The sequence below is a fragment of the Chitinophaga barathri genome, from assembly GCF_003807585.1.
In the GTDB taxonomy this organism is placed as follows: domain Bacteria; phylum Bacteroidota; class Bacteroidia; order Chitinophagales; family Chitinophagaceae; genus Chitinophaga; species Chitinophaga barathri.
On record NZ_RMBX01000019.1, the window covers coordinates 48,824 to 71,766 of the forward strand.

Sequence of the window (22,943 nt, forward strand, 5' to 3'; positions counted from 1 at the left end):
CGTTATCCTGTACATCATTTATTCTTTTACGAGTGCGCTCCTGGTTTCTTTGATCGTTTTAATACCTCTTTCCGTTTCTTTCTTTACGCGTATCAATACGCCGTCGTCATCGTATTCGAAGAAAGTTGCGTAATTGTTCTCATCCAGTTCTGCCATCATCCGCAGCGTCATGGGATCGTAAACGTACGATTTCATGTTAGCGTTGTAGGGATGCAGCCTGATATCGTCGATGTATAAATCGGAAGTGCCATTGGCGATGAACAGCACTGAAAGCTGCGTGCTGCCCTGGGGCACATCGGCGGCGTATTCGTAACGTTGCCATCCTTCGATGATGTTCCCGGAAGGGAGGATGGTATGAATGAAGGTTTCCTCTCCTTTTTTAACGACGAGCTTCACCACATTTTGCGTATATCCGTTACAATTACAATCCGCCTGTTCTTTCACCCAGGCACTGAAGAGCACCTTTTTGCCCGCCAGTGGAGAGAAAGGCGGCAATAGAACCGTCGAATCGGCCTTGATGGCTTTTAATACGAGGCCCGGCAAAGTACATACAGCCGCGCCTGTCTGGAACACAGGTTTTGAAGCCTCACCTGCCACATCGGTCACGGTGTGGCTGGTGAACATCGTATCGCCAGCGGCTATCCGGATGGAATACCTGCCGGTATGGCGTTGCGTGGAATCGATCATGCCAAGGAAACTGCTGAAATCGAAACGGCGGCCGGTATAACAGCCTGTTTCGCAGATGTTGGACGACAAATCATAATCCTCAAATCCTTCGAATGCAGCTTCGCGGTACCGGCTGTTCTGCACGGCTGCAACCGCCAGCGCATCTTCAAACCCGTATATCGCCGTATTGTACCTGCCGAGCGGATCCTTGTTTTCCAGCTCAAAACCTTTTTTATTAAAGAGCGTGGATTCTGCCGTCCATACCCAGCGGGTTGTATCCTGGCTGGCTTTCCAGCCATGCTGTTGTTTTTGCCAGAAGGTGATGAAGTCTGCGTAAGTACCGTCCGTCCTGGTATTGGTCTGCTGGTTGGGATCGGATTCTTTGCGGGCGCCATAATAGGAGTACGCCCGGAATGCCCGCCAGTTGCCCAGCAGACCCGCGGTGTAGGGGTTTACGCTGGTGTCGGTAACGGCGCTGTAGCAGATCCTTTCAAAATCCGCAAGGTCCAGCGTTACCTGCCCCCTGATGGTATCCTGGCAGATGTCCGCGCTGATAGCCACGTGATAGACCCCACGGTCCTGCGGCCCAAGATTGCGGATGATCGGGGCTTTTAAAGTATCGGTGGAACCATCCGGGAAAGTCCATCTGTATTTGATGGCGGTGGAAGGCAGTTGCAGTACGTTCAGTTTCGCGATGTCTCCCACACAATATGCCTCTTTATCCAGCAGGGCCAGTTGCGCGGTGGCATAATCCAGTATCCGCACGGTCTGCACGATGGATGCGCCGCATCCGTCTATGATCTTCACATCATAATTCTGGTTCACCATCAGTGAGTACGATGATCCGGAATTAAATCTGCCGACGTAGTTGGAATCGAGGTAAGGACCTGTAAAACCATTACCCGCGGCTGCGAGTTTAAACTGATAGCTGGCTCCCGGCTGAAGGATGCCGTTTATTGCGCGCACCACGATGCTGCCGCTGTTGGGCGCCCCCTGCGGGCAGATATACCCTGCTGTGAGATTGGGATCGATGGCAAGAGGCTTTGGTGTATAATTGATGAATTTTATATTTTCAGTACGTCCAAACACCTCGTAATAATCCGGGACATACGGGTAAGCCGAAATACCGATACGGTATTCGCCGGGGCTCTGAAGCAACAGGGGACCCTGCTGAACGTAAACCGGGTTCCATACTACGCCGGAGGGGTCTCTTACTATTGCATAGTAGGTCGGTTTTGGCTGACCATTTAGTGTGACATTTTTCGTAATATTCAATATTTTTCCATTACAGCTGTCTTTCTCAGCAATGCTCCAATCGTACTTGTATACATCCGATTCTTTTACTTCGGTGGTAATATATTGAGATCCGCATCTATCAGTCACCTTCCATGTATAGACACCCGGCTTGAAGAACTGCTGGTTGTCTGTTACAGCATACTCATAAACACTCCCTCCGTCTGTCGGAAGTACCACCTTTAACCGGTGAGTGGCGGGCGATACCAGTTCGATAATGCTGCCAGCGGCCCAAACCTGGCCAGGTTTGATCGTTATCCGGATATTGGCCGATCTGTCCAGTCCGTAAATTCCCTGACCGGGATTTACCGTTGCAGTATATTTATCATTGTCCGTATCTGGCGCTATCATGTAATTCGTAGCGGAATACAATACCGCGCTGTCCGCCGACAAGATGGATATATCATAACTTCCATAGGGGAAACCATGCTGGGTCCAGTCGTTGGCATCGTACAAGGTAATATCCCAATGCTGCTCCGTTTGCCGGTTCTTCACTTTTACCGATATAGGCAGGCAAATGGTTGACCTGCTGCCAAAGCTGCCGTCGAGCCCAAAGTCTACACTACAATTCTTCACAATAAACACAGAACCCGATGGCGTGAACACTGTATGAGGCAGTATGGTCACTTCGCCGCAGGGCGATTTGATGTAATAATTGATCGTCTGGCCATAAATATCTTTCATGGTCTGGCCAGCAGGCAAATTTAGCCACGGCCTGGTCCCCATTACGGACACGTACTCGGCTGGTTCATTGCCAGGCCATGCCACACCGAACTTAAACCCTGAATTTGCATTGACATAAGGATAAAACGGTGACGTGGGATGGATGGATGGCGGCGCCATGCTCAGCTTGTTACAATCAGCCTGTATGAGGTCAAGAAAACCAATGCCCATTTCGCTGACCGTGGGCGTTGGTAATTCCCCGATGGTAACGGATTGCGGCGAAGCGGACGAGCCACAGGAATCCGACAGGATGAAAGTATAGTTACCTGTGGGAAGACTGTCCACCACCAACTCGCTGGCCTGGGTATAGAATATTTTTTCACCCTGGTATGCCGCCGGCCACCCGGTGATGGATACCCGGTACCGTTTCCTCCCGTTGAAAAAGCTCATCTTCGCCTGGCCTGTATTACAATTTCTGAATGCATTCCTCAACCCGACGCCGTTGGCTGAAAAGGCCACATAGTTTCCCGGAACGGTCACTATTATGGTGCTGGAGTCCAGCTGGCTGTTACAAACACCTTTCGCCATCAGTTCGTAGGTTCCCGCAGGAAGGTTCTCGAACGAGGGATTGCCTACCTCCGGGTATTCCAGCCCGTCTGCTGATTTCAGCTTGTAAAGCAGGTTGGTTACATTGTTTTTGTCCGGCCCCGTAAGCGAAGCCGTTATCTTTCCGCTGGCCGCACAACGCGATGAATCAACAACCGCCTGCACCGACCAGTTGCATTGGGCCTCAGCTGTTTCCGCAACAGCCATCCAGCCAAACGCCATTATTACCGTGAGAAGTATTTTTCCTGTTAATGTCCGCATTGCAATCGGTTATTGATTTTTGGGTTTTCTGCTGTAATGACTGATATAATCCGCTCTTACCAGCTGGCCGGAAACAGTATCCCTGTACACCGAAAAGGGATTTCTGAAAATGAGTTTGTCCACCGAAGGCATTTCCCATTCATACACGAAGCTCCATTGCGCTTCGGGTTGCGTTCTCGACAGCTGAACCATGCTTCTGCCAGCCCATCGGAATTCCCCTGTTTCCCGCCTTCCTTTCCTCGACACTTCGTACTGGTAGATGCCGAATATTATCTCTGTCAAAAGCCCGGCTTTCAGCTTCTTAATTTCGCTTTTATCGGTCAGCATGTATTCCTTCAGGAATACATGCGTGTCATATGACGTTTCCCTTACCACCACCTGCGCAATCTCCCATTCCCCGGCGATCTTCGCAACGGCAGTATCTGTCGCCTGAGCGCTCCCAGTGATCGTTCCAAAGGCGACCAGCAGCCAAAACAGTAAAAAATATTTTTTCATGTCAGATTCAGTTAATGATTTTAAAACAGGCAGATGATCTTTTCTTTCTTCTTGTCTTCCACCTGCCAGTTCTGTTTGAATTCCGTCATTTGTGCGTTGATGATTCTGCTGTTCTCGTCGATCTGGAGATAATATTGGCCGGATCCATTCTTCTTAAGCGGATTCTCCAGCATCGTCACCGTTCCTGCCGTGGCTGAAATATTCTTCCTGCCCGAGCGTATCACTTTCAGATTGGCGCCACTGCCCGAGAACGGCTTACCATTTTTATCGAGGAAAAAGATATTGGCCGGCCCGCCCGTCAGAGCGTTGGCATCCACGGCCCAGATGACGCTGGCGCTTCTGAATGTCGCTACTACAGGATCGCAGCCGTTTGCGCTGATGTTGTTCTGAGAATACATTAGTATCTCATCGCCCGATGCGAAATAGCCGGATACCGAATCCGTTCCGAGACTGGTAATAAGCCGCCCTTCACGGAACTCCACATTTTCCAGCATCGTTCCGATGTTTTTGTAGGCGCCGCTCATACCGTCGTAGATCCAGCCCGCGGGATAGTTGAAATTATATACCGGATCGTCGTGTTCGTTTTGTGTAGCTGTAAGGATCGCGTCTCCGGTTTCCGCGTCGAACAGCAGGTTACGGGTAGATACCCTGCTGCCTTTGTCCGTCGCCACAATGCTGTCCATGATACCGTGCCGGTAGATCACTTTCGTAGCGGCTACCGAACGGAAGAGGTTTTCCTGGCGGTGCGGGAACGCCCAGAAGGACGGGTAACCCAGTATCGGCGGGATGCCGAAGGTGAATATGTCACCGTTCACGTTAAAGTCGATGGCGTGGCTGACGCTCAGCTGCTGACGCATGTCCATCATCAGCTCCATGTCTTTCCCGATCATGGTCTGGGCATCTATCTGCCCGTCCGCCCCCATGGCTGGCACGGTGTTACTCAAATGTTTGAATTCAGCCGCCCCTTCGTCCAGCCGGTAATGATAGGTCGTGCTGGCGATCAGGCTGTCCGTTTCACCATATGTTTTCCGGTATTTCAGCTGACCATGCATGTCGTTCAGCTCTACTTTGAAGCCCTGGCTGATGACCAGGTGACGCATTACGTTCACCTGGAGCAGGTTGGTAAGTTTTGGATTATAACTCAGCTTCGTGCCAGGATCGAGCAGTGAATGTTCCACGATCACGGGGAAATCGTACGCCGTATAAAAACCGGTTTCAACGTATCCGGTAGCAGAACGTGTTTTGGCGGTTCTTACCGAACGGGCTTTTACATTGCTGTAACCTACCGTAGGCGCAGGGAAGAAGGACTCACCCAAAGGCATTTCCACATATCCCATTGTAGTAGGCGCCAGCGAAGCTATCTGTTCGCGGTATTGTATCGGCTCTTTCCACGGATTTTCCTCTCCCCCGATGATGGGCTCATAAGCCGCTACACCGCTGCTGATCACGATATTCTTTCCGTGTACGTTGCGAGTGGTAGTGTAAGTATATTCAGTGCCATAAATGGATTCTTTCTGGCCCGTCATTGCTTTCCAGTTGTCGTATATCAATATCTGCTTCACACGATGACCGCCGCCGAGCTTTTTATAATCCGGCGAATGAAGCCGCACATAAGCGCGGGTAAGGTCTACTTCCTGTGCCCAGTGTTGCTTGCGGGCGGATTCGTCGAAGGAACGGAAAGCATTCACGATATTGTCTGCCATGCCCGCGATCATCTGCACACCGTCTTTCAGATCGATGTCGTCACCCACATCGGAGCCGCGGAAGGCTTTAGAAGGAAGGTTGAGCCGCAGGAACTGCACCGCGGTTTTGGCCATCGGGCTGTAAGGACCGTTTTCCAATCCGTTTTTACTAACTGTCGCCATTTTCACCCATATCGTGTTGCCGCCGTTGATGAAACCGTATTGATCTCCTTCCAGCTTCGTGTAACCCGATACGAATTCATGCCCGCTTCCCCATTTATCACCAGGCATCAGCACGCTCAGCCTGAAATTCATATCCACTATCCCTTCAAGATATTTCTCCCATACCTCATTTTTTGAGGTCACGGAGCTTGGCACGTCTATCGCGACATACAAATGATCCCCGGAGTTGCTGTACAGCCTGTTGCTGAGCCCCGCTTTGCTGGCCGGCTGCGTGGCGGAGAAACCCGCAACCCTGAACATCTGCGCCGCCCTTTTATTCTGAACGAAAGCATAATCATCGCTTTCATATTTTATTTTCATTCTTCCGCCGGAGGGCAGTACGATGGAATCCAGCGCCCATGCGGCCGCGTTGTAAGCAGCCGTAGCACTGTCCTGGAGTGCATATGGATAATCCGCGTTTGTAACCACCTTACCTGAAACGGAGCCGGGATTGCTCATCGGGTCCTTATAGTTACCCCATCTGTCGTAAGATTTTGCGTTGTAGGAAGGATTGTTTGCATGGTAATGGAACCTGTATGCATTTTTCCTTCCTTTTTTATTGCCGTTGTAGCTGAAGTAAACACTTTTAAGCGTCAGCTTGGCGCGCGGCATGCCGGAGTAGGTATTGTCGGGACACAGCTCATCCTCATATTCGAAGTGAACGGTTTTGATGGGACGTGCGTTTTTGCCGCGTTTGAGATACTCGGCTTTAGAGTACAGGTTGATCTCCGTCAGCTTTTTTGCCCTGAGGTTCAGCTCGGGTTCACCGTTCTCCTTTACTGAATAAAGATCGTTGCGGTCTTCCAGTTTAAAGGTGGCGATCATCGTTTTGGATTCGATGGAATTGAGGTACCACAGCTCTTTTTCACCATAGACATAACTTCCTTTCTCGTCGCGGCTATCGGACTTCAGGCCCTGGTGGTAAGAAGCGGCGTAGCCGTTCGGCGTTCTCCATTTGAAAGGATTTTTCACACCCGCCACTTTGGTGTAGTTGAACTTGACGGCATCCCCCGGATCGTCGTCGGATATTCCGTCTCCCGTAGCATCTACATAATCGGGGGAAAGCACGCCGGAAAGCAGGAATGTGTGTGCGTAGGCGGGCGTCGTTTCGCTGGAAAAATAATTATCTATTCCGTTCCTGTTCTCTATGGCTGTGTTATCCACGCCATGAACATATTTCACCGTATCGTTCAGCGGGTCGCCGTTCTCTTTTCTTGCGGCGAAGGTCACTTCTTTTTGTTTCAGGTTATAGACGGGGATGCCGTAAACATATCTCCTGCCATTGCTGTTGAGCACATCGATCTGTGAGATATGATTTTTTTTCCGGAACGCATTCACGCGTTTCTCTTTGTACAGTTTGTCCTTCACCACTTCGAAAGTATCCGTAACGGGCATGAGGTACATGTCTTTCCACGAAAGCTGCGTTTCTCCGCATTTCCAGACCATCCTGAAATTAGCGCCCCTGGTGTTCCTGTTCACGTATTCCAGCAGGATATCGTATACCTCTCCCGCTTCCAGGTTGAGGAAGCAGACCCGTTCGTAGTCACCGTTGTTCTCACCTGGAAAGGTTTCCAGCACCCATTTGTTGTTCACGGCCAGCTGCACACCGTCGTCCGCCCACATGGAGACCCTGTAAGTCCCGGTCACCGGGGCCTTAATGCGGCCCGTCCATCTTACGGTAGACTCATTATTGCCCATATACTGATAATCCCTGTCCTGCCGCCGGAAGTATTCCTGGATGTCCGCGAAATCTACAGTCTTATCCACCCGTGAGAACATGAGTTGCTCGAATTGTTTTTTATAATATTCACCGAACCAACCTACGCCTTCACCGTCCGTATCCGCCGGAAAACCTTCATCACAACCAGCGGCCACGAATTGATTCAGCCCGTAATTTTCTATGTACTTGGGAAAACCGGCAGTGCTGGCTTCTTCTGCCGTGAGGTACGAGATCACCTGCGTTCTTTTATCCCTTGTTTTTTTGATGGCCTGTCCGGGCAGGATGTTCACCTCAGCGATCTTTTTCCCGCCGCGGAAACGCACGAGCTTGTTGGTGGTAGTGATGGAAGGAAGCACCCTGTTAGGCTGGTTCAGTTTGGCAAACACCACATCGTCTCCGCCGATATTGTCGTAAAAAGCGGTGGTGTTGACCGTTTTTTCTCCCGGGTTGCGGAAGTAAGCCGCCTGGTATTTTCCGGTAGACCTGGTGAACGGTATAGCGGAGGCCAATGGATTTGCGCTTCTCCAGGCGGAGGTTTCGGTAAATGCTTTTGTAACGGAGACGTCTACGCCCACATGCACGAGATCGCCGAACCCGAGATCGACGTTTCCGGTGAGGGACTTGTCTTTAGTGCGCATCTGATGATCAAACACAAAACCCACATCGCTCCTGTAAGCCCTGAAAGTACCGCCCGTTCCTTCGCCGGACATCGTGAACACATCGTGCGTATACACCGGCACTGCGATGTTCGGGAATTCAGGCTTGTCACGGTAAGCTATCTCGCGCTCGCGGTTGTAATCCAGCAGCGCGGCGGGATTGTTCGCCCCATCCTGGTAATGAAGATAGCCGTATGCGGGAAGGTACCGCGTGGTATCTGCATCCTCGATGAACTGTTTTGTTATATACCCGCCGACATAAAAGTTGGGATCTATCGATTTGTATTCAATACCCACTTTTACCATGGCAGTATACATGCTGTTGGTGAAAGGCATTGAAATGGTGGGGGTATAACTGGGGAATGCGAAAGACATGCCACTGCTGAATACCCCGGAGGAGCCGTTGTCCAGCATTCTCAGGCTGGTTTCCTTGCTATCCTGGATCTTTTTTACTTCCTCTTTTATCTTGGATGCAGCCTTGAACTGGCGTACGCCACCGGAAAACTGAAACGATTTCATTCCCGATCTCGAGTTGTAGGCAGTACCGATGGAAACGTTGCCGCCGAAACCGCCGGATCCGTCCGCATCTTGCCTCGCCAGTGCAAAGGAAAGACTTGGCGAAAGCGTAAGGCCTTCCTGTGAATTGGAAGTAATGCTGAGCCCTCCGCTGAGCGAGCCGCCGGCAACACCGCCAGCGTTGATGCTGGGATTAATGCCCGCTTCGAGGCCCCAGCCACGGTATGTGTTGTGGAATATGCCGAGGTTAACACCCAGGCGGATATTGATACTGTCTTGCACCCCACCGCCACCGCTGGCCCCTTTTGGGAAACCCGCGATCTCTATCCCCGCCCCTGTTGTCGCACCGATGGTCTTGTTCATTTTTACCCGCGCCGTTTTAGCGATGGTGTCCTGCCCGTTGAAATCATCGGGGATGCCGCGCATGTTGCGTGTGATGGAACCGGGATTGATATTCCATCCCAACCCGCACCAGGCAGCTTCCTGGTCCATGCTGGCGCCGCTGCTGTAACCCATTGCCACCGGGTACCCGCCAACGTCTACCAGCGGGATGTTATAGCTGAAATCCCCCGTGAACAGGTCTACCATGTTCTCGCTATTCACAGAAGCGAAACCCTGCGTTTCCGGCTGTGTAGGGCCGCCGTTGAACGTTTTTTTTGCGGCTGCCGGAGCAGCCGGCGGTGCGGGCGGAACAACCGCGGCAGGCGGCAAATGCGCCGCCGTTTTTGCTTTTTCCCGGAAAGCCCTGCCTGAAGCAGGCAAAGCAGCATGCGCCGGCACTGCCGTTTCAAGGTAAAGCAGCGTCAGCATGCTCCATGCGATCTTTTTTCGTCCATTAGCCAATGCGAGAATCATCATACAATATTTTCAGGTACAGGTTATTTTTCGGGTTGATAAACGAACTTCAGCTGCCAGTATTCGCTCCTGCTGTTCTGTAATCTGAAGAGGTAGCTGGAACCTTTCCGCAAAGCGGATTTCCCCGGCACGGCCACATCCAGGCGATTATTACCTCTTTTAAGCTCAAGCGTGCCGCCGTGCACGCTCCTGTTCCCCTCTTCGAGGGCAATGATTTCAAATCGCACGGTACTGTCCGCCGTTTCGTTCGTATAATCTACATACAGCGTTTGCGCGGCATACAGTACGTTGCCGTCCAGCTCACGCCTGAGGCGGGTGTATACCGTGTTGCTGTTGGGAACAGATGGCTTTGCCTCGCGGATGCTGAAAGTCCATACTTCCGTTTGCGCGGCGAACTGTCCGCCATTCTTCGCAATCACCGTCCAGGCATATATTTTCCCCGTATCCAGTTTTATGGCGAAGGAAGGATAGTTCACATAATTTTCTTTCAGCCTTGTAAGCCGCAGCAGCGGCAGATTTTGCTGTACGGCTTCTGGCGCGGGCTGTCCTTCATACACTTCCGTGAGCAACATTTCGTAATTCAGCTGGGAAAAAAGGTTCACCGGCGCGGGCGGTAGCCACGTAAATTGCGGCAGGCGGCTTTCGAGCACAGCGCCGTTCTCGGGGAGATTGAGCAGTGGCGGGCTCACAGGCTCTATTGTGAATGGGATGCAGTCTTCCCGGTTGTTTTCGGCTTTGGTGCCTTCCACATGCAAAGTGTAGCAGGCCAGGTATTGGCCTGCGGGCAAAAAGCCGTTCACGCTGCGGTCTATATTGGCGGAAAGATATTCATACTGCACAGGCATTACATCCGCCGCCTGCAGCTGCTTTGCGCCTTTCGAAAGCACGATGCGCCGGGTGATGCCTGTGAGCAGCGGCTGGTTCTCCCTGACGTCCAGCAGGCGCAGGGCGATGGTCACCGTCACCTGCCTGTCTGATGCGGACGTGAGCAATATGTTCCACAACTGCGCTTTTAATATCACACCCGCCGGGGGCACCTGCGGCATCATGCTCACCTGTGCGCCCGCGCGTAAAGCCAGTAAAAGCATTACAAGGCATAGGGATCTTCTCATTCTATATGTCTTTTAAAATATTCTGGTATAGGTTACCCGTCCCGTTTTATTGGGAACAAGCCTTCTGTCTGTACCCGGCACAAACCCCTGGTCCGCCATCAACATGATCTCTCCCACTTTCGGCACCTCCACCCTGAGGTTCGCCGAATAACCCAGCTGCCGAAGATTGTACACGGTCTGATAACTGTATTTTAATCCGCCGCCCACATCCAGCCATTGGCGGACTTTATAGAGAGCGTTCCCGTCCCCTCCGTACAATCTGTAATCATGATTGGATGCCAGGCTGGCGCTTCCATTGAGCGTGAGCCTTCCGAGGAACACGCTGTGCTGCATCACCAGGTTCGTGCTGTTGAAATACACAAAGCTGCTGTCTGACTGGCGGTTGTAAAACTTCGTGGCGGACAGCATCGTGTTCATGCTTACGCCGCGATATTGATAAAAATGACTCGCCGTTCCCACCATCGTGTAAAACATATTCTCCATAAACTTATCCTCCCCCGTCTTGATCAGCTGTAAGCTTGGGAAATACCCCACCGTCACCACGGGCCAGTGCCTCCTTCTGAAAGTGGCCTGAATACTTTTGAACACGGTATTGCTCATGTAGCTGGCGCTTTCGAAAATGCTGGTGAACGCGTTTTTCCTTACGGAGGCAGACACTGTAAGCTGCTGGCGGAAAAAAGGCTGATCCACTTTCATCGTCCATCCCGTTTGTGAAGAACCGGAAGCGTACAGGCTGAACGACTGGAAATTCGCACCCATCATTTTATACATACCGGTAATACGCGTACCTGTGGCCGGTATAAAAGAGCCTGCGGACAATGAGTATGCCTGGTTACTGTGCTCTTTCATCTCCAGCATGCTCCCCACTACACCATGATTGAGCCTTTCATGCTGCGGCAGCGATGATTTCGCCACTTCACCAACGATGAAATTATTTTTATCCAATTGCCAGCGGCCTTCCAGCGATACGCCCATAATGCGGTTGTCTGGCACGATGATGTCCGGATCTGTTCCCGTATTAAAATTGTACGCCTGTTTTTTGCCGGTGTAATAGCTCAGAATAAGATTACTTCCATCGCGCATTCCATAACCGCCCCTGATAATATTCAGGTATTGCCTGCTGCGCCCGGTGTTCACCACAAAATCGCGGAACCTGTAATCCACTGCACCGCTGCCAAACGCGAAATACCATGAAGGATTAAATTCAGCCTGCACACCGATGATGCTGATGTATTTCGCCGTAAGCTCGGAATAATCTATCATCGTTCTGCCGATGCCCGCAGAACGTAGCGCCAGCAATGGCTTATAGCCCCTTGGCAACACACTGTCCGGCAGGTTCATCGCTTCCAGCCGATCCGTCAGTTCTCTGATGCTCATTTTTTGCGTCAGCACTTTGGCAAGACTTTCCTTTTGCAGGCCGAGCTTTTCCAATGCCTTGCCGTATCGCTGCTCCAGGATGGCAATCTCTTTTTCCAGCGAATCGATCTTCGTTTTACGGGCTTCATATTCTCTGGCGATAAGCTGCACACTGCTGTCTTTCACAGGAAACTTCGGCTGGTAATCGCGCAGGCCTCCTTTCAGTGGCAGCGGGAATTTTTGCGGCAGTTCCCTTACTTTGATATCTTTCACGCCATACAGCTCCCTTTCACGCGCCTCTATCAAACGCTGTACCTGTGAAGGCGTGGAAAACCAGGCTTTCATACGGTAAAGGGAATCCCACTTCTGGTTCAGTTTCAGCTTCATCAAATCCAGCTCCCCACGTTGTTTCAGGCGGCCATCATCCCAGGCCGCGGCCTTTTGCAGGATGGAGTTTTTCAGGTCGCGGCTGCTGTACCGGAAATTCATGCCGGTAATATCGCGCAGCAGGCTGGAATTGCTCTGGCTGGTACTGAATGAAAGATGAAGCGGGTACTGGTCACGCACGGTAATGTCCAGTGTCGTCTGCACCGTATGCTGGTAAATTTCTTTTTCGATATAAGGCGTATCTGAATTGGACTGGTAATAAAAATCATACATCACATTGCCGTGAATGACAAGGAACGGTTTTTTTGCGGTTGCCGCCACGGTGACGTAGTTGCGTGGCTCACGGATACGCACACCGGTAACCGTATATTCGCTTAATTCATAGTTGTACACGGGCAACAACATCACGCCTTTGCAGGTACCTGCAGGCATAAGGGCGAAACTGCTGTCTTTTATATAGTAATAATAACCACCTGCCGTATCCGTAGGCTTCTCGCGGGAGATCGTACGTAGAAACGACTGGGCACAGCATTGGCATGCGGATATCATTAGTATAATAATACCGAGGATTCTCAAGTCAAAATGTTGTTACTATGAATAAAATACAAGTGAACTGGGCTAAGGCACGGGTTTCCGGGTCGAACTTATATTTTGGTTACTTCTTGGTTTACGGATTTGATTTAGGTATAGCTAATTCTCTATCGATTCTTGTCCGGGGCCAAAATAAAACAAAACATTCTATATTTCATAATTTAAAAAATATCGGCATGTCCGTAACCCGGGGAAAATGCCGGACGCAGGCGTGGCTCCTCGTCCAAAAAATATTTTCTGCCGTTTGTATGGAGGTAATTCAGGGATACTTCCATAGCGCAATCACCTCTTTCGCGCATGCCGATACTTCGTGCCAGCGTCCGTCCGTTATAATGGCGGCATCATCGCGATAGCTCAAGAATGTCATCATAGATATTCCTGATGATCTGTTCGTGCATATGAAAGAAAATTAAAACTTCAGCTCAAACGCCTGTTTCTCCTTAAAATCAGGGCTCACAAACACCAGCCCGATAAAAAACAGGTCGATGGAAGTGGTCACGGCGGGATGTGTCTTGATCGTTTCCCAGGCGCGCTCCATGCCTTCCGTCCAGTGCACATCATCAAAGATGAGGAGCGACGATGGTTTCAGGTGCGGGAGGCATTCCAGGAAATACTGCACGGTGGGCTCTTCGCGGTGATTGCCGTCTATGTACACGATATCGGGGGCGGGGATCTCCTTCAATACTTTGGACAGCTCCGTGTCGAAGTTGCCCACATACTGGTGAATTTTATGCTGAAGCCCAAGGGATTGGAAATTTTTGGAGGCGCGCGCCGCAATGTTCGGGCAGCCTTCGATGGTATGAACGTCCGCGCCGGCTGAGGCCATATAAGCCGTGGAAAGGCCCATGGACGTGCCCAGCTCCAGTACGGTGGAGGCATGTAAATATTGCACCAGCCGGTAGAAGAGCTGTCCGAATTTCGGCGGTTTGGCGGCATGACGCACAATATCTTTCACCTTGCGGGTATTGGTGGCGCCCATCAGTGAGCCCGCACCCAGGTCTGTCACGTTCAGCACCTCCGTGCTTTTCAGCAGCTCCGCCCGCAACGATTCCATCGGGGCGTAGGCGGGGAGGAATTTCTTTTTATTCAGTACATCATCCACCAACGAATAAACGAAGGGAGAATGCACGCTGTGCCGGTTGCCCGATGAAAAATAATAACGGATATACTTTTTTGCCAATTCCGCCTGGTGCCTTACACTCACTATTTAATAAATTTTAGCCTTTATCAATCCCCATTTATGCATGCGATGCTGTATGGACACCCGGAGCACGCCGAGGCCGTACTTGCTGCTTCGCGCAAAATTAATACTGGAAGCCTCTTCGAAATACTTAGTAGGGCAGGTCACTTCCGCGATCTCATACCCTTTCATAAACACCTGGCTGATCATTTCATTGTCGAATATAAAATCATCGTTGTTTGCCATAAAATTGATGTCCCTGAGCACCTCCGCTGAAAATGCGCGGTAACCGGTATGGTATTCGCTCAGCTTCTGCCCTGTCAGGATGTTCTGAAACAAGGTGAGCATACGGTTGAAGATGTATTTGTACATCGGCATCCCGCCTCTCAGCGCCCCGTTCCCCAGGATCCTGGAGCCGAACACCACGGGGTACACCCCGTTTGCAATAATACTGCACATCGGCGTGATCAGCAACGGCGTATACTGGTAATCAGGATGTACCATGATCACGATATCCGCGCCCAGCTCCAGCGCCTTGTTGTAACAGGATTTCTGATTGCCGCCGTACCCCTTGTTTGCATCGTGGCGCACAATATGACGGATACCGAGCCTGCGGCCCACTTCCACCGTATCATCCTTGCTGCAATCATCCACGAGCACCACTTCATCCACGACATCCACAGGTATTTCCAAATAGGTTTTTTCCAGCGTCAAAGCTGCGTTGTAGGCAGGTAGTACCACTACTACCTTTTTGTTATTCAGCATGAATATAGGGTCGTTTGAGGGGCAAAGGTATAAAAATACTCCTAATACGTTCATCGCTTTTACAAGCCTTTGGGTTATGCAGTAGATAAAAATGTTATCTTTGTCACTTGGGATTTTTTTGGCATTATATTTTCTTTAAGGTTTTCTTAACATAAAAAAAGGACTTTCAAGCATGCTCAAGCTAATCAGATGGATGATGCCACTGTTGATGACGGGATTTGTGACGATGACTGCCAGCGCGCAGGATCCGGAAGTAAAACCGCCACAGGTGCGCACCGCAGATACCACCATTAAGAAGATCCTCGACGATCTTCAACGGGTGGCAGACAGTGACAAACAGAACGCTAAAGCTATCGAACAACTTTCGCTGGGAAGGGAGTTTGACAACATTACCAAATACGAACTGATCAAAAACAACCTGATCCAGGCATCAGAAACGTACTACCTTCTTAACAAAAAGATAATCGACCTCAAGTCCAGGACCACCACCAGCAACTTGGACGTATTCATCACCTCGCTGAACAACCCCGAGAGCAAGGAACTGGGCTTTTCCCTCAGCGACCGCGTGGTGGAGCTCGTGGAAAAGATCATCCTCAAAGGCAAATCCGATAAAAACGAAAGGAACACCAAACTGGTGGAATCCACCAAATCCATTATCAACAGCCCGATATTCAAAAGTTTCACATCCCTCACACCCCCGCTGGCTATCGCCAGCTCCGTGATGAACTTCCTGCACAGCGTAAGCCAGAGCAACAAAGCCATCAATCATAAGCTGCTCCAGGAGTTTGAGAAGGAACTGAACAAATACGTGATCTATTACAACGCCCTGAACGATGCGAACCAGAAGTTCGAGTTCGGGCTGAACTTCAATAAAGACCAGCTTTCCCTGCTGCAGGACAATATGTACGACCACCTGGCCTTCACCTCCAACGTACTGAAAATGCCCCTGCCCGCCCGCGGAAACAAAACCATCGCCGAATCGCTGAACGAATATTTCATCGAGTTCAGGAAAGATAAAGTGATCGATTTTTTCCAAAAGCTGGAAACGCAGTACACCAAAGGGAACAAAGTGAATTACGAAGCGCTGCTGAAGGACAATCCGAACCTGAAAGAAGCGAACAACCAGCTGGAAGACCTGGTGTTGCAGACCAAACGTTTCGAGAACCTTTACAACGAGTATTTCAGCCTGCTGGACAGCTACTACACCAAAGTGAACCACTCCCTCCGCCTCGCGCAGGACAATGCCCTGGCCGAAAGGAGCGTCGTGGAAGCCAAACAGGCGGAGTTCCGCTCGCTGAAAGACGAAGCCGTAAAAGAAATACAGGCTTCCATCAACATGCGGGAGCTGACGCTCAACGTGGACAAGATCAAATACCGCTACCGGATATTCTAAACATATTCATTGTACACCCCAATTGGAATTACGAACGGCTCATACCCGTTCGTAATTCTTTTTATAGAGTTTGCCTATACTATCCTACCTTGCAATTGATTCCAACTATTTATTACTGAATATATGACTACGGTACAATTAGAATACGTTGTAGCAGTGGACACCTACAGGAGCTTTGTGACAGCGGCGGAAAAATGCTTTGTAACACAACCTACCCTCAGCATGCAGATCCAGAAGCTGGAAGACGAGCTGGGCATCAAATTATTCGACAGGAGCAAGCTGCCCGTGGTGCCCACGGAGATCGGCGCGGCGGTGATCGCGCAGGGAAGGGTGATACTGAAGGAAAACGCCCGCATCCGGGAGATCATCGCGGACCAGAAAAAGGAAGTGCAGGGCACGCTGAAAGTAGGCATCATCCCCACCCTGGCCCCTTACCTGCTGCCGAGGGTACTCACCTCCTTCATGAAAAAATACCCGAAAGTAAAGCTGGAAGTCTGGGAATACTCCACCGAGCAGATCATCCTGCTACTGCGGCAGGAACAGCTGGACTGCGGCCTGCTGGCCACCCCGCTGCACAACCAGCACCTGGAGGAGCACCCGCTGTTCTACGAGAACTTCGTGATATTCACCGCCAAAAGCAACAAACTCTCCGATAAAAAACTCATACAGCCGGAAGACCTGGAAACCAAGGACATATGGGTGCTCAACGAAGGGCATTGTATGCGCAACCAGGTGCTGAATATCTGCCGGGACAAGTTCAGCATGGGCGAGTTCAAAAACCTGGAATACAACACCGGCAGCGTGGAAACGCTCAAACGTATGGTGGAGCTGAACGAGGGGTATACCATCCTGCCCGAGCTCTCCCTCCAGGACCTTAGCGCCAAACAAATGAACATGGTGCGCTTTTTTAAGGCTCCTGAGCCCGTCAGGGAGATCAGCCTGGTCACTCACCGCTATTTTATCAAACAGGGCGTAATTGAGGCGTTTAAGAAGGAAATCCTGGCACATGTGCCGGAGAAGATGAAGGCGAAAAAGACCCGGAAGGTGATCGATATCGCGCTGGATAAAAAGTAAGCAAAAAACTATCTGCAATAAAAAAGGGTAAAGCGATCGCTTTACCCTTTTTCGTTATCGTTTATATACGGTGGCCTACTTCTGCGCGGGCACTTTTGCATCCGTATAATTGTTTTTCAGCTTGGGATAATTGGTTTGCATGATGAGGTCATTCATCACGTTCACCGCTTCGCTCAGGTACGGGTCTTTGTAACGCGCTTTGATCCAGTCTTTGTTACGGGCCACTTTTACGGTATCGCTGCCCATTTTCGCCATGTCCACTTTCAGGCTGGTGATGTTCAGGGGGCTCACTTTATCGTTCACGGCATCGTAACGTTTGGAGGCGTTCGCGTTCTTTTTCATATCCGCTTTATAACCGGTGAGGTCCAGCGGGTATGTTTTCTGTTCGTCCAGTTTTTTGAGGGTCGCGATGTTCTCGTTGATCATTTTAAACGCTTCGTTGTTCGCAAGGCGCGCGGCGCTTTTATTTTTCAGCGGTTCCACGTCTACCGGATCCTGCCATACTTCGTAATTCGCTTTGGGGATCACGTCCCATTTCAGGGCGTCCTTGTCGCGCTTTTCACCCACTTCGTAGTAGGGCGAGGGCAGTACCACGTCGGATGCCACGCCTTTCAGCTGGGTGGAGCCGCCGTCCGCACGGTAGAATTTCTGCACGGTGAGTTTGATGGCGCCGAGGCTGCCACCAAGGTCCCCTCTTACAAAATTATCCAGTTCCAGCAGGCGCTGCACGGTGCCTTTCCCGAAAGTGGAAGGGCTGCCGATGATCACCGCGCGTTTGTAATCCTGCATAGCCGCGGCCATGATCTCCGAAGCGGATGCGCTGAACTCGTTCACCATAATGGCGAGCGGGCCGTCGTACTGCACGGATTTATCACGGTCTTTCTGCTGCTGGATCTCTCCGCCGCGGGAGCGCACCTGCACCATAGTGCCTTCGGGTACGAACAGGCCGGCCATCTTGATCACATCAGGCAGGGAGCCGCCGCCGTTGAAACGGAGGTCCAGGATGATGCCTTCCACCTTTTCGTCTTTCAGCTTCTTTACTTCCGCAGCCACATCCTCGTAGGAAAATGCGCCCTGGCGGTCGTTGAAGTCCGCGTAGAACTCAGGCAGGTAGATATAACCGATCTTATGAGGGCCATTGATGATGGCTGATTTTGCAAATGTATCGTCCAGCTTGATCTCGTCGCGGAGGAGGGATACCGTCTTGATGGTGCCGTCCACACTTTTTACGGTCAGCTTCACTTCGGAGCCTTTGGTACCGCGGATGACGGTCACCGCTTCATCTACGGCGTAACCGCTGATGTCCACCGGTTCCTTGCTGCCTTCGCCCACTTTCAGGATCACGTCATCCGCCTTCAGCTTACCGTCTTTCCAGGCGGGGCTGCCGGTCACGATGCTCACGATCTTGATGCGGCCTTCGTCTTCACGAAGCTGGGCGCCGATACCGAAGAACTTACCGGCCATCGATTCCTGGAAGGAACGTTTCTCGATGGGAGGCATGTAATCCGTATGCGGGTCCATGGTGGTGGTAATGGAGTTCACGTAGAGGGAAAAGCGGTCGTCTTCCTTGGTGCGGTTCTTCAGCCGGTCAAAATACCGGTCGTAGATCTTTTTCACCTTGGCGCGGGCTTCGGCTTCGAGGGCCGCGTCCGTTTTGCCGTTTTTCTCTTTTTCACGCTGATCCACCAGCTCCGAGTACTTTTCCAGCGCGCGGTATTTCAGCGACTTGCGCCATGCTTCCTTCCGCGCGGCGTCATCCGCCGGCCAGTCCATGCTTTCGGGATCTATCACCACTCTTTCTTCTTTGGTGAAGTCAAAAGGTTTGGCGAGTATTTCCGTATACAGGGTGGCTACTTCGTTAGTACGTTTTTTGATGATTTCCGTGGAGCGGTTGAAAAAGTCCAGCGATGCGCCGTTCAGTTCATCGTCCACATGCGTTTCCAGCGGTTTCAGGGCCGCGATGTCGCTTTTCAGGAAAAACTTCTTCTCTCCGTCCAGGTTTTTGAGATATTTCACAAACACCTCTTTCGAAAAAGCATCATCAATCGGTTTCGGCTGGTAATGTCCTTCTTTCAGGATCTGGCCCACCAGGGAAATAATGGCCTCGTACCGGCCAGGGGGATCGTCTTTAGCGGCGATTTTTGTAAATGCAAATATGCCTGCGGTAAGGCTGATCAGCATTACCGGAACTATCACTTTCAGTTTCATCTTCATAACCCAAAGATCAATTACAGAATATCAATTACGAATTACGAACAGTTGTTCCGAAATTCTTATTCAAATATAAGCCTTTACGCGCAGCGGGCATTCATCCGCCCATTGCTGTCAGGGCATTTTAACATATTCTTACCGGCAAAAAAGCGCTTCTTTTCCTCACCAGTTACCATTGGAACAAACATTGCGCCATTCGTAACCCGTAATTGATCGCCCGTACTTTATTTCACCAGCTTGTACACGCCGCCCTTGTTGCTGGCGCCCGCGATAGTCACCAGCATGTAGATCTCGCCGGCGTCATCCTGGCCCCAGCTGAGCAGTTGCAGATTACCTTCGGGTTTGTTTTCAAAAACGAGGTCTTCCCGCTCCCATTTGTTGCCTTTTGGGGTCAATGTCCACGTTTTGCCGTTGTAATCGCCGAATACATATTTACCGGCCAGTGCGGGCACTCCTTTGCCGCGGTATACATAACCGCCGGTAATACTGATGCCATCGTCATGGTCATATTCGTGCACGGGCGCGATGAGTTTGGTTTTATCCGCGCCCGCGGGCACGTTGAAGTCATGATACCCTTCCATGATCCTCCATCCGTAGTTGCCGCCCTTTACGATAATGTCCACTTCCTCGTATTTATTCTGGCCCACATCACCGGCCCAGAGGCGGCCCGTAGCCTTGTCGAAGGAAATACGCCATGCATTGCGCAGGCCATATGCCCAGATCTCAGGCCTGGCGCCTTCCCTGCCCACAAACGGGTTGTCTTTCGGCACGGAGTAAGGGCTTCCGTTCACATCAATGCGGAGTATTTTACCCAGCAGGGTGTTCAGGTCCTGGCCATTGCCGATGGTGCCGTGTTTGTCGCCGCCGCCGCCGCCGTCGCCGGAGGAGATGTAGAGGTAACCGTCGCGGCCGAAGATGATATCTCCGCCGTTGTGGTTGCTTTCGGGCTGGTTAAATTCCAGTATCACCCTTTTGGTGGAAGGTACAGCCACATCATCTGAAGATTTGGCGACGCGGTATTCCGCGATCACGCTTTTATGGTTCAGGCCCTTGGTGGCATTGGCCACTGGCGCGCTGAAATAGAGGTAAAATTTGCCGTTGGTCTTGAATTTCGGGTGAAAAGCCATGCCCAGCAGGCCGCGCTCATCATAGGCGGGGTTTACCTTTACCATGTCCGCGCTCACGTCTATGAACGGTTTGTCCAGCAGTTTGCCGTTTTCCACCACCCACACTCTGCCTTCTTTCTGAACAATGAATTGACGATTGGTGCCATCGGCGGGGGTAGCCATGCATACGGGGGACTGCACCTTGTCGGTCACCAGCTGCACCTTCGCCTTTTGTGCATACAGGTTTCCGGCTGCGGGTATGGTCAAAGCCCCGGCCAATAATAATTTAACTAGCTTCATACGTTTGTTGGAATTTTAGGCGATAAAAATAATCATTGCCCGCATACTTGTTATAAAAAGTTGACCGCTGGATAATGAACAGTTTAGCCGGAAAGGTTTAATTTTAGGCAGCTCAAAAAACTAACAGATTGGACGAAGCCGCTTCCCTACCGAACGATCCGTATGCATCGCTGCGATTTAAAGAATTCAGGTACTTCCTGGTGATCCGTTTTGCCCTCATTTTTGCACTGGCCATGCAGTTCGCCATTGTGGAATGGAAGGTATACCAGCTTACCCACGACCCGCTGAACCTCGGCCTGATCGGCCTGGCGGAATTCGTCCCCGCCATCAGCCTGGCACTCTTCGCCGGTAATATCGTAGACAAACGTGAAAAAAGGGGCATGGTGCTGAAGTGCATCGTGGGATACCTGTTTACAGGCACCGGGCTGTTCCTGCTCACCTGGGACCACCTGATGTCCGGCATTCCCCTGCCCACGGTACTGCTGCTTATTTACCTGCTGGTGTTCTGCGGGGGCATCATCCGGGCATTCACCAGCCCGAGCAATTTTACGTTACTGTCCCTGCTGGTGCCCAGGCCTTTGTACGCCAATGCCACCACCTGGAGCACTTCCGCCTGGCAGATAGGCGCCATCGCGGGGCCTGCATTGGGCGGGCTTTGTATGGGCTGGCTGGGCATCCACTGGAGCATGCTGCTGGTGATCGGGTTTGTACTGGTAGCGCTCTTCTGCATCCTGCATATCTCCACCAAACCGGTGTTTTACAAGGAAATCGGGGAAACAGTGAAAGAAAGGCTGACCAAAGGCCTGAAATTCGTGTGGAACACGAAGGTTTTACTGAATGCGATGGCCCTGGATATGTTCGCCGTATTGTTCGGCGGCTCGGTGGCGATGATGACGATCTATGCAAATGACATTCTCCACATAGGCCCGGCGGGTTTTGGCGCCATGCGCGCGGCCCCGGCCGTGGGCGCTTTCCTCACGCTACTCATGCTGGCTTACCGGCCGATCATTACCAAACCGGGCATCAAGCTGCTGGCGGCGGTGTTTGCGTTCGGGGTGTGTATCATTGTGTTTGGGCTGTCCAGGAATTTCCTGCTGTCGCTGGCGGCGCTGTTTTTCAGTGGCATGATGGATGGGGTGAGCGTGATCATCCGGCAGACGATCCTGCAATTAAAGACGCCTGACGATATGCGGGGGCGGGTATCTTCCGTGAGCTCCATTTTTGTGGGCAGTTCTAATGAGCTGGGGAGTTTTGAGAGCGGGGTGGCGGCGAGGATCATGGGGCCGGTGGGCTCGGTGGTGTTTGGCGGCTGTATGACGCTGGCGGTGGTGATCACGACGTACGTTATTTCGCCGGCGATGCGCAAACTGGATCTTAAGGCTTGATAATCAATTAAATTATCCTGAAATCCGATTTTCACCGCAGCAGTTGCCGGTACTATTTTACCATTTCTTCTCCTATAACGATCCTATATCTATCCTATATCGATCGTATAAGGTTCGCATAAGATGGGGTTTAGGTGAATATACCATCATTCCATCCCGCTAGCCTTTATGTAAAAAGTGGAAAAAGGCTAATACTCCATGGATACTCCTAAAGACTCATTTATCATGAGCATGACAATTGACTTCTAAATAGTGGGATAGTGCGGGCTAACAGTAGTGCAACAGTAGTACTACAGTAGTGCAACAGTAGTGATGAAGCAGGTGTCTTGTCCTGAAAAAACTTTACAGTGGGGTATTTTGTCCTGGCAGGACTTTACAGTCGATTATTTTATCCTGCTGGAGGTTTACAGGGGTTGTCAATAATACGGATTTGGATTGACATAAAAGC

At 51.1% G+C, this 22,943-nt stretch carries 12 protein-coding genes; 3 read left to right on the forward strand and 9 right to left on the reverse strand.

The features are described from left to right. Positions 1-18: 18 nt before the first annotated feature. The 7 genes from EG028_RS26655 to EG028_RS26685 all read right to left on the reverse strand — a co-directional run bounded on the left by EG028_RS26655 (position 19) and on the right by EG028_RS26685 (position 15,026). Complete coding sequence (locus tag EG028_RS26655; protein ID WP_123864805.1) at positions 19-3,489, reverse strand: hypothetical protein; 3,471 nt, start codon at positions 3,487-3,489, stop codon at positions 19-21. Positions 3,490-3,498: 9 nt separating this feature from the next. Beyond that, on the reverse strand, positions 3,499-3,984 hold the full coding sequence (locus EG028_RS26660) for a hypothetical protein (protein ID WP_120519330.1): 486 nt from the start codon (positions 3,982-3,984) through the stop codon (positions 3,499-3,501). A gap of 20 nt (positions 3,985-4,004) precedes the next feature. Continuing rightward, positions 4,005-9,638, reverse strand: a complete 5,634-nt coding sequence (locus EG028_RS26665) for a PA14 domain-containing protein (protein WP_120519331.1) — start codon at positions 9,636-9,638, stop codon at positions 4,005-4,007. Between the two features lie 20 nt (positions 9,639-9,658). Continuing rightward, positions 9,659-10,747, reverse strand: a complete 1,089-nt coding sequence (locus tag EG028_RS26670; RefSeq protein ID WP_123864806.1) for a hypothetical protein — start codon at positions 10,745-10,747, stop codon at positions 9,659-9,661. A gap of 12 nt (positions 10,748-10,759) precedes the next feature. Beyond that, a complete protein-coding gene (locus tag EG028_RS26675) occupies positions 10,760-13,039 on the reverse strand; it encodes a PspA/IM30 family protein (RefSeq protein WP_123864807.1) in 2,280 nt (759 codons plus the stop codon). Between the two features lie 451 nt (positions 13,040-13,490). Further along, positions 13,491-14,285 carry an O-methyltransferase gene (locus EG028_RS26680; protein ID WP_120519334.1) on the reverse strand — a complete coding sequence of 265 codons (795 nt, stop codon included), beginning with the start codon at positions 14,283-14,285 and terminating at the stop codon, positions 13,491-13,493. Positions 14,286-14,288: 3 nt separating this feature from the next. Continuing rightward, positions 14,289-15,026 carry a glycosyltransferase family 2 protein gene (locus EG028_RS26685; RefSeq protein ID WP_120519335.1) on the reverse strand — a complete coding sequence of 246 codons (738 nt, stop codon included), beginning with the start codon at positions 15,024-15,026 and terminating at the stop codon, positions 14,289-14,291. A 172-nt stretch (positions 15,027-15,198) separates the two neighbouring features. Between EG028_RS26685 and EG028_RS26690 the strand changes: the two genes are divergently transcribed. Both EG028_RS26690 and EG028_RS26695 read left to right on the forward strand, forming a co-directional pair. Next, positions 15,199-16,419, forward strand: a complete 1,221-nt coding sequence (locus EG028_RS26690) for a hypothetical protein (protein WP_123864808.1) — start codon at positions 15,199-15,201, stop codon at positions 16,417-16,419. 123 nt (positions 16,420-16,542) lie between these two features. Continuing rightward, positions 16,543-17,493 carry a hydrogen peroxide-inducible genes activator gene (locus EG028_RS26695; RefSeq protein WP_120519337.1) on the forward strand — a complete coding sequence of 317 codons (951 nt, stop codon included), beginning with the start codon at positions 16,543-16,545 and terminating at the stop codon, positions 17,491-17,493. Positions 17,494-17,568: 75 nt separating this feature from the next. Here EG028_RS26695 and EG028_RS26700 read toward each other — a convergent pair whose 3' ends face one another. Next, the gene (locus tag EG028_RS26700) at positions 17,569-19,707 is read right to left on the reverse strand and encodes a carboxy terminal-processing peptidase (protein ID WP_241559228.1); all 2,139 of its coding nucleotides are present in this window, start codon (positions 19,705-19,707) and stop codon (positions 17,569-17,571) included. Positions 19,708-19,928: 221 nt separating this feature from the next. Then, positions 19,929-21,110 carry a PQQ-dependent sugar dehydrogenase gene (locus EG028_RS26705; protein ID WP_120519338.1) on the reverse strand — a complete coding sequence of 394 codons (1,182 nt, stop codon included), beginning with the start codon at positions 21,108-21,110 and terminating at the stop codon, positions 19,929-19,931. Positions 21,111-21,238: 128 nt separating this feature from the next. Here EG028_RS26705 and EG028_RS26710 point away from each other — a divergent pair, with 128 nt between their 5' ends. Further along, positions 21,239-22,495, forward strand: a complete 1,257-nt coding sequence (locus EG028_RS26710) for an MFS transporter (RefSeq protein WP_120519339.1) — start codon at positions 21,239-21,241, stop codon at positions 22,493-22,495. Positions 22,496-22,943 lie beyond the last annotated feature (448 nt).

What these genes read in the sequence shown, in the direction of transcription:
- EG028_RS26655 (WP_123864805.1), bottom strand. Translation starts at nt 3,489, where the DNA reads ATGCGGACATTAACAGGAAAAATACTTCTCACGGTAATAATGGCGTTT.
- EG028_RS26660 (WP_120519330.1), bottom strand. Translation starts at nt 3,984, where the DNA reads ATGAAAAAATATTTTTTACTGTTTTGGCTGCTGGTCGCCTTTGGAACG.
- EG028_RS26665 (WP_120519331.1), bottom strand. Translation starts at nt 9,638, where the DNA reads ATGATGATTCTCGCATTGGCTAATGGACGAAAAAAGATCGCATGGAGC.
- EG028_RS26670 (WP_123864806.1), bottom strand. Translation starts at nt 10,747, where the DNA reads ATGAGAAGATCCCTATGCCTTGTAATGCTTTTACTGGCTTTACGCGCG.
- EG028_RS26675 (WP_123864807.1), bottom strand. Translation starts at nt 13,039, where the DNA reads ATGATATCCGCATGCCAATGCTGTGCCCAGTCGTTTCTACGTACGATC.
- EG028_RS26685 (WP_120519335.1), bottom strand. Translation starts at nt 15,026, where the DNA reads ATGCTGAATAACAAAAAGGTAGTAGTGGTACTACCTGCCTACAACGCA.
- EG028_RS26690 (WP_123864808.1), top strand. Translation starts at nt 15,199, where the DNA reads ATGCTCAAGCTAATCAGATGGATGATGCCACTGTTGATGACGGGATTT.
- EG028_RS26695 (WP_120519337.1), top strand. Translation starts at nt 16,543, where the DNA reads ATGACTACGGTACAATTAGAATACGTTGTAGCAGTGGACACCTACAGG.
- EG028_RS26700 (WP_241559228.1), bottom strand. Translation starts at nt 19,707, where the DNA reads ATGAAGATGAAACTGAAAGTGATAGTTCCGGTAATGCTGATCAGCCTT.
- EG028_RS26705 (WP_120519338.1), bottom strand. Translation starts at nt 21,110, where the DNA reads ATGAAGCTAGTTAAATTATTATTGGCCGGGGCTTTGACCATACCCGCA.